This window comes from Shewanella avicenniae (assembly GCF_017354945.1).
Classification (GTDB): Bacteria; Pseudomonadota; Gammaproteobacteria; order Enterobacterales; family Shewanellaceae; genus Shewanella; species Shewanella avicenniae.
This window is the reverse complement of sequence record NZ_CP071503.1, coordinates 2,965,896-2,978,900: the sequence shown is the minus strand read 5'-3', so window position 1 is coordinate 2,978,900 and position 13,005 is coordinate 2,965,896. Positions and strand designations below refer to the sequence as shown.

Genomic DNA, 13,005 nt, shown 5'->3' with positions numbered 1-13,005 from the left:
GTACCTAAAACCTATACCTGTACTTTGACTAAGACATGATCGCCCGGTAACACACTGGCGGGAACATTGCCCATGGTAGTTTTAATATTGTCGACCTGAAACCCCACTTGAGAAAGCTTGTTAGACAGCAGTGATTCAAAAGTCGTGATGCGTTGCAGCAGCGACTCACAGCTACTGGTCAATTCGAGCCGCAACGATTTACCTTGAATAAAAGCGTTGACCAACATGGTACCGCTGGTTAATGCGAATTTAAGTTGTAGACGCCACCCTTTGGCTTGCTGGTTTTTAGCTTGCTGATCTTCATATTCAAACTTGCCTTCAAATTGCTCGGTGTGATTATCTAATTGATACGGGAGAGCAAAGTAAAAACCTTGTCCTGCAATCTCGTGTGATGACTGTTGAAACAGTCGAATTGAATTCACTAGATGGCTCATACTTTCAAGCCCTCGGTTACGCTCTAAGGCTTCGAGCAATTTGCCTCCTATCCCGCTACTATTTTGCAAAGCTTCAAGGTATTGCTTTAGCCGCTGACTGATTTTGTCGGATGAAGCGGTTGTATTGGGCTTCGCGCCGAGTAACAGCTGAAACATGAAGGCAATAGCATCACTTTGTGAACTGGGTGGAGTGGTGAATACTCGCACCGGCTGGAAGTTGAGCGACGCAGTTAGTTCCTGCTGAAGTTTGTCAGGGTCTACCAATTCGGTTAATAGCGCTGGCGTTAACGCTGGCAGTGCTTTCATCAGCGCAGTCGCCAAACTCTGCTTCGGCAGGGCTACCGCTTCAGTTTGCGCGGCGAGTCCCATCTTATTTAAGGCTTTGGCTAACATCAGATTGTTATTCAGCTCTGCTTTATCATCAGTCTCTGTCGTTGGCTTGGACTCCGGTACTTGAGACGTAAAATCGTTACCAAAGGTGACTGGCTGAACGTTAATTTTATTAACACTTAGATTGTTGCTCAGGCGGACGTTCACATTGACGTTGCTGTCAGCTCTCTGCTGATTCGTTTGATCGAGGGCAGATGAAGGTATCGGCGTTTGTTTAATCGTCGCACTGTCAGCTTTCTGCTGATTCGTTTGATCAAGGGCAGAAGAAGGTATCGGCGTTTGTTTAATCGTCGCACTGTCAGCTTGATGCTGAGTAGCACGGTACTGTTCAGACGGCGTAGGTGCAGTTTGCGTTGTTGATAGCGGCCTATTGGCGTTTCCAAGGTTGATGATGTCATCTTTAGACATGTGCAGCGACAGCTGTGTCTGCGTCGTCGTGCTCAAGCTGCTATGCCATGGTGTTCGCTCCAGTTTGTGCAACCAACTTGCTGATACTTGGGAAAGATCATTTTTTGCAACCACGATAGATTGACTGGCTTTATCGGCTACTAAATTTGTGGATGTATCTGCAACAGTACTTGTGGGCTTAGCTGGAGCGAGCTGTACTTGGAACTCGTTTTGGATTGGTCGAAGTTCCAGTGATAACCGATTATTAACGAAGGTGATTTTTGCGGCATAGTCACCGTTGACAAGCTGAACGCTCGCCGGAAGCGTCATACTCTTTCCTGCGGGAAAAGATAGTTTGCCGCTATCGATGGTGGCGACGGGTAATGGGTAACCTTGGGGGCGCTTTGCCAGCGTTTGCAATTCGGCAAATTCCGTTTGGGTTAATTTTGCGCTACTTAAAAGTTCTTTGGGAACCGCTAATACAACTTTTTCTCCCAGTTGCAACAATGTGGCTTGCATCGGTTGTTGCGCCAAATTTGATACGCGAATAAGGCTGGATTCACCTAGAAGCTGTTGCCTGACCGTTTCGACTAGGGGGCTATTGATAAGCTCGAAGCGTTGCCCTTGAAGGACAAGTTCCACAGCTGATGAACCTGCGGGTGACGTGATACTCACCGGCAATAACGGGGCTGTCTTGTTGCCATCTGCATTACTTACAGATTGTTGCAAAGGAATCGGTATTGTTTCACTAACTGATTTCATTGTTTCAAATTACCATTTTAACAGACAGTTTTATGCAGGTTTATAAAAATATCGATTTGACCTAATCAACTTGAGCAGTATCCTATAACTGTGGCCGCGATTAGGGATACCGTGTCCATTACCGCTAAGAATATTATCGTCATTATCGACAACATCCTTGAGCTAACTCCAGTATTATTTGTAGTAACTTCGACATAAGAGCGTGATATGAAATTCCATCGGCTATGGCTTGTCGCCGCATTATTAACCTGCAACAGTTCAGTATTTGCTGACGGGCAGCAAAATGCAGTGGAGCAAAAGTCTGTATCAATCACCTACAACGATCCGCGTGACCCTTTGGAAGGATTCAACAGGGCTATGTGGAATTTCAACTACAACTACTTGGATAAATATGTCGCGCGACCTGTTGCGCATGGCTACAGAAATTATGTGCCTGTCCCTGTCAAAACTGGGGTCGATAATTTCTTGCAAAATCTTGAAGAACCAAGCTCTCTGGTAAACAACACCTTGCAGGGGAAATGGCATTGGGCCGCCAATGCGGGTGGCCGCTTTGTGGTAAATACCACTGTTGGGATATTGGGTGTTATTGATGTTGCCGATATGATGGGAATGCCACGTAAACAAGATGAGTTTAACGAAGTACTCGGTTATTACGGTGTGCCGAATGGCCCTTACTTTATGGCGCCATTTATGGGGCCTTATGTGACCCGTGAAATAACAACAGATTGGGTAGATAGTCTATACTTCCCATTGTCAGAGTTTAGCCTTTGGCAAACGGTTCTACGTTGGGGGTTAAAGGGGCTTAGTGCTCGTGCCGCAGCGGTAGATCAAGAACGATTAGTTGATAATGCACTCGACCCTTACAGCTTCGTCAAGGATGCGTATATCCAGTATGTGGATTACAAGCTGTATGACGGTAAAATACCATCTAAAAAGGACAATGATGATGAGTTGCTCGACCAGTATATGCAGGAGCTGGAGTAGTTACACAATTGTCGTCCTAGAAAACCCTAGCAAGGTGTTTTAGTACTTATTGTGTGTCACGTCAGCAATGTAGGAAATTGTATGACGCTTGATGCAGTAAAAGTTTTGCTAGTTGAAGACGACCCTGTCTTTCGTAACATTGTTGCGTCTTTTCTGAGAAGTCGCGGTGCGCTTGTGACTGAAGCAAGCGACGGCGAAGTGGCATTAGCACAATTTTTTACCGATAGCTTCGATGTACTTCTGTCTGACTTAACCATGCCAAATATGAGTGGCTTAGAGCTACTGCAAGAGCTCGCAGAGGCTGGGGCGAACATTCCAGCGGTAGTGATGTCTGGTAACCAACAGATGTCAATCGTATCCGATGCGTTAAGGTATGGTGCTTCGGACTATCTCGTGAAACCCATCTCAGATCTCTACCAAATCGAGCATGCTCTGTCGGAAAGTTTGCGGGTTGTGCAACACGGTAACGGTAATCTTGCACAAGAGTTGGATGCGTTATCCTACCAAGAATTGAATGAGCACCTGTCGTTACTGGAACACAACGCAAACGCCGCAAAAAGCGTACAACAACAGTTATTCCCTGTCTCTTCTGTAACTTATCAACACGCAGAATTTGAATATAGCCTGTTCACTGGGGACAATGTCACGCCATATTTTATCGATTCTGAGCCTGTAGATACGGAGCATATTGTGATGTACATGGCACACTTTTATCCAGAAGATAATCGTGCAGCCTTCGCCAGTGTTTTGCTGAGAAGTTTTGTGCACCAAAGTGCCCAAGAGTTGAAAAAGCACAAGCAGCTGATAGAACCGTGCAAAATGCTGGGGTACATCAATCAACGATTGGTGCATTCTGGCATGGGTTTTTATACAGATATTGTACTCGTGGTATATAAGGCTGCCACTCAAACTGTGAGACTTGCGCAAGCAGGCAGTGGATTGAGGTGCTATCTACGGCAGCAACAAGAATTTACACCCTTGATGTTACCAGCCACTATTCAGCTCGGTCTACTCGATTGGGGAGATTGCCAAGGCCATGCTCGCGAGTTGAGAAAAGATGAAAAAATCTGCGTTATGTCACGAAATTGCAAAGACAAGGATTTTATCGCAAGAAATCACTTTTCCGGCGTAGAATATCGCCCTGATTTGCCGCTTGGTGGGTATTTTCAACTATCGATTGCGAATGAGCAATAATGCCGATTATCTAGCTATTTATTCATAGTTAATGGCTAAAATAAATACACTTTTATCAAAAACAATGACGTAATAAACATTCAGTAAATTTCCTTCGACTTTGGTCTTTCCCTCCCCGATGCAACTTTGCTATGATGCCGAGCACTAGATAGGACATCTACCCCAAAACAGTGAAGTGAGCGTTATATGAAAGGTTGGTATCTACTTTATTGCAAGCCCAAAAGTGAGCAACGCGCTCAACTTAACCTCGGGATGCAAGGATTAGAAACCTATCTGCCGATGATCAAGGTGGAGAAGCAGGAAAAAGGCCTTTCAGTTGTCAAAAAATCCCCGCTTTTCCCAAATTATCTGTTTGTGAATTTTGATCCAGCCGATTTTAGCGTGGCCAAAATACATTCCACTCGTGGAGTTTCAAGGTTGGTTGATTGTAAAGAACAGCCTATCCCTTTGAACGACATATTAATTACTCAATTGAAGCGTCAAGAGCTAACTGCGCCAGTTACTGTTGATAATTCGCTCGTTGCTGGTGACAAGGTCAGATTTATCGCCGGACCGTTTCGTGAGCTTCAAGGGGTTTTCCTCGAACGTAATAGCCAACAGCGCTGTAAAGTGTTGTTTGAAATTCTGGGTAAGATGCAGTCGATCGATTATGCGTTGAGCGATGTAGAGCGCGTTTCGGCTTAGTAGCTCTCTGTAAAAATATAAACCCATAAAATCAATCAATTGATTATTTTTTTATGGGCGCAAAATAAAAATACGGTATGTGGGGCGTGTTGGAAGCCAAAATCCATGGGCGGTAGCGTGCCTAAAACACCTCAGTGTTTAAACGTTCGTTAAAAATCACGCTGTTGTGAACAAATCATTGGCGCTAATCACTAATGTGGCTGACTGCCGATTTTTTTACTTATATCTAACTATTCAAATATCAATTCGGGATTTCGCGCTTGCGAATCCAGTTTTAACAAATTATGTCGCGCTATATCGCTGATTTAAAAGCTTTAACTTAATGATGTTACACTTTAATTGATGGAGATTATCGAGTGTCGCTCGTAGCAAATAAAATACAAATATTCGTCATTAGCCTACTAATGATGATGAGCTTTCAACTGTTTGCAGTCGAAATATCCCCTCAAATGGCGCAACAATTCAAAAACCTGCCAAAATCTGAACAGGAAAGAATTGCGAGTCAATATGGTGTGAATCTTAATAGCCTAAAATCTGGTTCCGGGAATAGTGAAGTAACTAATCCACCGGTTGTGACTGGTCGAAGTGAAGTTGTCAAAGCTGATGTAAACACGTCTGAAGATGAAGCAACGTTAGAACAGACAAAGTCAGAAGTAAAAGTTGAGCAACTTGATAGACGAAAAGAAACTTCATTAGAGCGTTTTGGCTACGCGCTCTTTAGCAACGCGCCTACTACATTTGCCCCCGTATCGGATGTGCCAGTGCCAGCTGAATATATGGTCGGTCCAGGCGATAGCTTGAAGGTTCAAATCTTTGGCAAAGAAAATAGTAATTTTGATTTAACTGTTCAACGAGATGGCAATATCAATTTTCCAGAGTTGGGGCCAATAACACTAGCAGGGCTCAGCTTTTCAGAATCGAAAAATCTGATTACTGAAAGAGTAAAAACCTCAATGATCGGTGTGGATGTAAGTATCACCATGGGTGAACTTCGTTCAATCAGAATTTTCATTGCTGGTGAAGCCTACAAACCAGGCTCTTATACTGTTTCAAGTTTGTCAACGTTAACGCAAGCGTTGTATGTTTCGGGTGGTGTAAACGAAATAGGTTCATTACGTGACATACAGGTAAAGCGAGCTGGCCGAGTCGTTACGCACTTCGATGTGTATGATTTGTTGCTGAACGGTGATGCATCCAAAGACGTCCGCCTACTCTCCGGTGATGTCATCTATATCGCGCCTGTCGGAAATCTTGTTTCAATTACTGGCGAAATCCGTCGCCCAGCAGTATTCGAATTGAAAGCGGGAGAAACTGTCGCTGACGTAATTAAGATGGCGAGCGGTTTGAAGCCAGGTGCTTATCCAAAACTCAGTACTATTGAGCGTTATGGTTCTTCGACTGCTAAAACCATTGTTTCAATCGATTTGACAAACAGCACTGCGTTAAGCACCACATTAAGTAATGGTGACCTTATTCGAGTAAAATCATCGACTAACAGAATCGATAACGCGATATCCGTCTTTGGCGCTGTCGTTCGTCCTGGTGATTACCAATGGCACCAAGGCCTAAAAGTGGCTGAAATGCTTCCGTCTATTTGGGAAGACTTAACCCTTAAAGCGGATCTCGATTATGCCTTGGTTGTGCGTGAAACAAATACTAGGGGGGACATTGAGGTTCTGCAGTTCAATTTAGGTAATGCAATCTCGCACCCTGACTCTGCTGATAACCTTTCTTTACAACCTAGAGATAAATTAGTCGTATTTGATTACGCAGAACGTACCACGTTGCTTGAGCCCATCTTAGCTAAACTGCGTTCACAAAGCCGTCTTGGTGCGCCGATATTGACGGCTCATATTAACGGTAATGTTCGTTTTTCAGGTGAGTATCCAATTTCTGCTGGAGCGTCTGTAAAGAGTCTTATCGTAGCTGCCGGTGGATTAAAAGAAGGTGCCTACACGCTTAGTGCAGAATTAACTCGCCAAGTAATTTCCAACGAAAATGGTGTGTCAATCGAGCATCATCAATTGAATCTTCAAGAGTTGCTTCAAAGCGATGTTAACAGTGATGTCAAACTTATCAGCCGCGACACAATCACCGTAAGAACCTTGCCTGATTGGCAAGACACTCGTTGGGTGACCATTCGTGGTGAAGTCAAATTCCCTGGCACTTACAGTATTCAACGTGGTGAAACTCTCGAAGCCGTGCTACAACGCGCGGGTGGCTATACAGATTCAGCCGATTTATATGCTTCTGTTTTCGTACGAGAAGTTCTAAAGGAAAAAGAATCTGCTGAGATTAGACGGTTTGCAGAGCAACTGCGTCGAGACTTAGCGGCGAAGGGCCTAAGTGATAATACCTCTACCGTTAGCTACTCTGACGCACAGAACATGTTAGCTGATTTAGAGAAAGTACCCGCCACTGGACGATTGGTGATCGATTTGCCAGCGTTGTCTTTAGGGGTTGCACAAGCGGATATAAAACTCGAAGACCAAGATATGCTGTTCGTACCAGCGAAGAGACAAACCGTATCTGTAATTGGTGAAGTTCAACACCCAACAAGCTTAATCTTTAAGGATGGATTAGGAGTTGAAGAATACATCAAATTGGCAGGTGGTACTCGGAAACGCGCTGACGAAGAGCGGATATACGTCATTAAAGCTAATGGAGCGGTTCAGTTACCAGATGACTCATTCTTTTCAAGAGGTACCGAATTATCGCCAGGAGATACAGTAGTCGTGCCTTTAGACACTGAGTATAAGGATAATTTGTCATTGTGGACTCAGGTTACGGGGATTATCTATAACTCAGCGGTAGCGCTTGCAGCGATAGCTAACCTTTAAAATTTGTTAATTTGAACTTGGGAATTGTGGACTTGTTTCCTGCTGTTAGATTTGATGGAATTCATTATTAAATATGGCTAATACATCTACAACAATATCAACGTCAGAAGATTATAGAGCAGCGTTAATTGATTCACGCGATGAAATTGATCTTCGCGAGTTATTTGATGTGATTTGGCAAGGTAAATGGCTGATAATTATCACCACATTTATTGCAGCAGTCATTTCTGTTTGTGTTGCACTATATTTGCCGAATATATATCGCTCTGAAGCTACTCTGGCGCCAGCGGCAGAAGCTCAGGGGGGGGGGTTGTCAGCCTTGGCAAGTCAATTTGGAGGGCTTGCTAGTCTTGCAGGAGTTAATCTCGGTGGCGGTAATAAAGCTGATAAATCGCAATTGGCTCTCGAAGTTTTAAAATCTCGTCGATTTATTGGTATTTTCATTGAAAAACATCAAATCTTGCCAGATTTAATGGCAGATAAAAAATGGGACTCTGCAAATAACCAAGTTGTCTATGACCCAGAAATTTATGACGCCACTAGTCAAACATGGGTTCGTAACGTAAAACCGCCGCGTCAGCCAAAGCCCTCACTGCAAGAAGCCTATCTAGCGTTTCAAAAACTGATCACTGTGACCAACGATGCCAAAACCAGCATGGTGACCATAGCGGTAGAGCACAAATCCCCATACATCACCAAACAGTGGGTAGATTGGTTGGTTGAAGACATCAATAGCGAAATGAAAACCCGCGATGTAGAAGAAGCCACCAAAAGCACTGAGTACCTGAATCACCAAATTCAACAAACCAATGTGGCAGATATCCGTTCAGTACTGTTTAACCTGATCGAAGAGCAAGCCAAAACCATTATGTTTGCCAATGTGCGCCAAGAGTACATTTTTAAAACAATCGATCCAGCGGTTGTGCCTGAGCTAAAAGCTAAGCCAAAGCGCGCGTTGATTGTGGTGTTAGGCGTGGTATTGGGTGGCATTTTTTCAGTGTTTTTCATACTAGTTAGACATTTTTTCAAGTCTGAAAAGTAAGTGCGACCGATAGCTTTGGAACAACATTAATGACATCAAAAATTACCCTATTCCCCGCAGACATTAACTTTCAAGCAACGCAAGACGCTACGTTGCTTGAAAGTGCACTCAGCGCTGGAGTGGTACTTGAACACAGTTGCAAGAATGGTTCTTGTGGCTTATGTGAATCAAAGCTGCTGGCTGGCAGTGTGATTGATACTGAAGGGAAGGTATACGAAGCACAACAGAGCTTTCTTACTTGCCAATGTAAAGCGAACAGTAATGAAGTAGCGATAGAGGCAGAGTATTTTCCAGAGCTTGCCGAGCTTACAAAGAAAATTAGCCCGGCTAAAGTTTCGGCGGCGGAGTACAACGGCGAGTTTCTTACCCTCAAATTTCGTCTTCCTCCTACGGCAAATTTTCGCTACCTTGCCGGCCAATACATCAACCTGCATTACAACGGATTGGTACGGAGTTACTCCGTTGCCAATGCTGATAGTGCCGAAGGCATTGAGCTGCATATTAGAAAAGTGCCAGCGGGTGCAATGAGTGAACAGCTATTCAATGTTGAAGTGGCACCCAACACCTTGATGCGCATTGAAGGTCCAATAGGCACTTTTTTTGTGCGTGAAGACCAACGCCCAATTATTTTTCTCGCGGGTGGTACAGGCTTTGCGCCTGTTAAAGCCATGGTGGAACAATTGCTTGCTGCACAAAGCCAACGCGAGATACATATCTACTGGGGGATGAGAACCGCAGCTGATTTTTACAGTACCTTGCCAAACGATTGGGCATCTCAGTATGCACATATCAAATTTGTGCCTGTGGTATCCGAAGACGACGTTACTTGGCAAGGGCGCAGCGGGCTGGTACACCAAGCCGTGCTCAGCGATTTTACAGACCTTTCTGCTTTCTGTGTTTATGCTTGCGGCTCGCCGCTAATGATTAACGCCGCTAAAGCAGACTTTGTTAATTATGGATTATCAGAGAAAAAGTTTTTCTCTGATGCTTTTACCGTATCAAAATAAAAATGGTGACTAAATGAAAGCAGTAATTTTGGCTGGAGGCCTAGGTACTCGTATCAGCGAAGAAACAGTGGTTAAGCCAAAGCCGATGATTGAAATCGGTGGCAAGCCTATCCTTTGGCATATTCTTAAAATGTACTCAGCCCACGGGATTAATGATTTTATTATCTGCTGCGGTTACAAGGGCTATGTAATTAAAGAGTATTTTGCTAACTACTTCCTACACATGTCTGACGTCACCTTCAACATGCGTGACAACCATATGGAAGTGCATCATCGTCGTGCTGAACCATGGAAGGTCACCTTGGTGGATACTGGTGAACATTCAATGACCGGTGGCCGCTTGAAGCGTGTGGCTGAACATCTGAAAGATGAAGAAGCATTTTTATTCACCTACGGTGATGGTGTGTCAGATGTGAATATTGGAGCTACTATCGATTTTCACCGCAAACATGGCAAGTTAGCAACGTTAACTGCCACCTTCCCACCAGGACGTTTCGGTGCATTAGACATGCAGAATGGCCAAGTTAAGTCATTCAAAGAAAAGCCAAAAGGTGATGGTGCGATGATTAACGGCGGCTTTTTTGTATTAAGCCCTAAAGTGATTGACCTTATCGACAATGATGCGACCACCTGGGAACAAAAGCCGCTAATGCAATTAGCAGAACAAGGGCAATTGATGGCCTATGAGCACGACGGCTTTTGGCAGCCAATGGATACGCTACGCGATAAACATTACCTTGAAGAACTGTGGCAAGAAAATAAAGCGCCGTGGAAAATCTGGGAGTAATTAGCATTGGCAATTGATAAAGCATTTTGGCAGGGCAAACGCGTTTTTGTCACCGGACATACCGGGTTTAAAGGCGGTTGGTTGTCACTGTGGTTAGCAGAGATGGGAGCAGTGGTGCGTGGCTATTCGTTGCCAGCGCCAACAACACCGAGCTTATTTGAACAAGCTGGTGTTAATCAAGGTTTATTATCTGAGGAAGGTGATATCCGTGATCACCTACATCTGCGCCAAGCGATGGCAGATTTTAAGCCTGAAATCGTATTTCACATGGCCGCACAGCCATTGGTACGCCTATCTTACGAAGACCCAGTAGAAACCTACTCAACCAACGTGATGGGCACCGTCTATGTGCTTGAGGCCATTCGAGCCGTCGGCGGCGTTAAAGCCGTGGTGAATATCACCAGCGACAAGTGCTATGAAAACCGTGAATGGGTTTGGGGCTATCGTGAAAACGAAGCGATGGGCGGTTACGATCCTTATTCAAACAGTAAGGGCTGTGCAGAGCTCGTGGCATCGGCTTACCGTAACTCCTTTTTTAACCCAAAAGATTATGCCAAACATGGCGTTGCGTTGGCGTCCGTGCGCGCCGGTAACGTGATTGGTGGTGGTGACTGGGCAAAAGACCGTTTAATCCCAGATATTCTGAAGTCATTTGAGCAATCTCAACCGGTAGTTATTCGCAATCCGCACTCCATTCGCCCGTGGCAACACGTGTTGGAACCGCTTTCTGGGTACATCTTGATTGCCCAGCAACTGTACCTGCATGGTTGTGAATTTGCGGAAGGCTGGAACTTTGGTCCAAATGACAACGATGCTAAACCGGTTGAGTACATTGTTAATAAAATGACCCAGCTCTGGGGGGATGACGCTACATGGCAACTCGACGGTGCGGAACACCCCCATGAAGCGCACTACTTAAAACTGGATTGCTCCAAAGCTAAAATGCGCCTTAATTGGCAGCCGCAGTGGGATTTAGACGCCACCTTAGCGCGCATCGTTCGTTGGCACAAAGCATGGCTGGCCAATGAAAACATGCGTGAGGTGACGTTGCGCGAAATCCGCGATTACATGAGTGCCGCGGGAATTAACTAATTCACTGGCATTAATCAATAACGCTGACTGAATTCACCAGCAGCAACATTTTAAAAAATAACGATAGGAATTGAGACTGATGAGCACTCAAGAGTTACGAGAGCAAATTGCCGAGTTGGTTGGAAAATATGCTGAGCAAGCATTAGCACCTAAAATGTTCGTGGCAGGGCAAAGTGTGGTGCCGCCATCAGGTAAAGTCATTGGTGCCAAAGAACTGCAATTAATGGTTGAGGCATCGCTGGATGGCTGGTTAACTACCGGTCGTTTTAATGATGCGTTTGAGAAAAAACTGGGTGAATACATTGGCGTGCCACATGTGTTGACCACCACTTCTGGCTCTTCTGCCAACTTGCTGGCGCTAACTGCGCTAACCTCACACAAGTTAGGTGACCGCGCTTTAAAACCAGGCGATGAAGTGATCACAGTTGCCGCTGGTTTCCCAACTACCGTTAACCCAAGTATTCAAAACGGCCTCATTCCGGTATTTGTTGACGTTGATATTCCGACTTACAACATCGATGCAGCCTTGATTGAAGCAGCGGTGACCGAAAAAACTAAAGCGATCATGGTGGCGCATACCTTAGGTAACCCATTCAATCTTGCTGAAGTTCGCAAAATTGCTGATAAATACAACCTTTGGTTAGTGGAAGATTGTTGTGATGCCTTAGGCACCAAGTATGACGGCAAAATGGTCGGTACTTTTGGTGATATCGGTACCGTGAGTTTTTACCCAGCACACCACATCACTATGGGTGAGGGCGGTGCGGTATTCACTAAGTCTAAAGAGCTGAAAGTGATTATCGAATCCTTCCGTGATTGGGGCCGTGATTGTTACTGCGCACCGGGTTGTGACAACACCTGCGGTAAGCGTTTTGGCCAACAACTGGGTTCATTGCCAGCAGGTTACGACCACAAATACACTTACTCTCATTTAGGTTACAACCTGAAAATCACCGACATGCAAGCCGCCTGTGGTTTGGCACAGCTTGAACGCGTCGAAGAGTTTGTAGCACAACGTAAAGCCAACTTCGCCTATTTGAAAGCGGGTTTAAGCAGCTGTGCTGAGTTCTTAGAACTGCCAGAAGCAACCCCTAACTCTGAACCTTCTTGGTTCGGTTTCCCTATCACATTGAAGGAAACTGCCGGGGTTAGCCGTGTTGAACTGGTTAAATTCCTCGATGAAGCCAAAGTTGGCACTCGTTTACTGTTCGCCGGTAACTTGACTCGTCAGCCTTACTTTGAAGGTCGTGAATACCGTGTGGTGGGTGAATTGACTAACACTGACCGTATTATGAACCAAACATTCTGGGTGGGTATCTATCCAGGATTAACCAAAGAACATTTAAATTACGTGATTGCGAAATTTGAAGAGTTTTTTGGGGTAAACTTCTAAAGAAAACTA

The 13,005-nt window shown here is 44.8% G+C and carries 10 protein-coding genes; 9 read left to right on the top strand and 1 reads right to left on the bottom strand.

All coding sequences use genetic code 11. From position 1 onward, the window contains the following. Window positions 1-11 precede the first annotated feature (11 nt). Window positions 12-1,973, bottom strand: a complete 1,962-nt coding sequence (locus JYB87_RS13190) for a hypothetical protein (RefSeq protein ID WP_207353938.1) — start codon at window positions 1,971-1,973, stop codon at window positions 12-14. A 207-nt stretch (window positions 1,974-2,180) separates the two neighbouring features. Here JYB87_RS13190 and JYB87_RS13185 point away from each other — a divergent pair, with 207 nt between their 5' ends. The 9 genes from JYB87_RS13185 (at window position 2,181) to rfbH (ending at window position 12,996) form a co-directional block, all read left to right on the top strand. Next, window positions 2,181-2,957 carry an MlaA family lipoprotein gene (locus tag JYB87_RS13185; RefSeq protein WP_207353937.1) on the top strand — a complete coding sequence of 259 codons (777 nt, stop codon included), beginning with the start codon at window positions 2,181-2,183 and terminating at the stop codon, window positions 2,955-2,957. An 81-nt stretch (window positions 2,958-3,038) separates the two neighbouring features. Further along, a complete protein-coding gene (locus JYB87_RS13180) occupies window positions 3,039-4,151 on the top strand; it encodes a response regulator (RefSeq protein ID WP_207353936.1) in 1,113 nt (370 codons plus the stop codon). 186 nt (window positions 4,152-4,337) lie between these two features. After that, window positions 4,338-4,835: a transcription/translation regulatory transformer protein RfaH gene (gene rfaH / locus JYB87_RS13175; RefSeq protein ID WP_207353935.1), complete on the top strand. Its 498-nt coding sequence runs from the start codon at window positions 4,338-4,340 to the stop codon at window positions 4,833-4,835. A gap of 356 nt (window positions 4,836-5,191) precedes the next feature. Then, the gene (locus JYB87_RS13170) at window positions 5,192-7,675 is read left to right on the top strand and encodes an SLBB domain-containing protein (RefSeq protein WP_228729869.1); all 2,484 of its coding nucleotides are present in this window, start codon (window positions 5,192-5,194) and stop codon (window positions 7,673-7,675) included. A gap of 73 nt (window positions 7,676-7,748) precedes the next feature. Then, on the top strand, window positions 7,749-8,717 hold the full coding sequence (locus tag JYB87_RS13165; RefSeq protein WP_207353934.1) for a Wzz/FepE/Etk N-terminal domain-containing protein: 969 nt from the start codon (window positions 7,749-7,751) through the stop codon (window positions 8,715-8,717). A gap of 29 nt (window positions 8,718-8,746) precedes the next feature. Next, on the top strand, window positions 8,747-9,724 hold the full coding sequence (locus JYB87_RS13160) for an FAD-binding oxidoreductase (protein ID WP_207353933.1): 978 nt from the start codon (window positions 8,747-8,749) through the stop codon (window positions 9,722-9,724). A 13-nt stretch (window positions 9,725-9,737) separates the two neighbouring features. Next, entirely contained in the window at window positions 9,738-10,511 is a 774-nt protein-coding gene (rfbF, locus tag JYB87_RS13155) for a glucose-1-phosphate cytidylyltransferase (protein WP_207353932.1), read from the top strand. A 6-nt stretch (window positions 10,512-10,517) separates the two neighbouring features. Continuing rightward, window positions 10,518-11,603, top strand: coding sequence for a CDP-glucose 4,6-dehydratase (gene rfbG / locus JYB87_RS13150; RefSeq protein WP_228729868.1), 1,086 nt, complete (start codon window positions 10,518-10,520; stop codon window positions 11,601-11,603). Window positions 11,604-11,682: 79 nt separating this feature from the next. Further along, on the top strand, window positions 11,683-12,996 hold the full coding sequence (gene rfbH / locus JYB87_RS13145; RefSeq protein ID WP_207353931.1) for a lipopolysaccharide biosynthesis protein RfbH: 1,314 nt from the start codon (window positions 11,683-11,685) through the stop codon (window positions 12,994-12,996). Window positions 12,997-13,005: the final 9 nt, after the last annotated feature.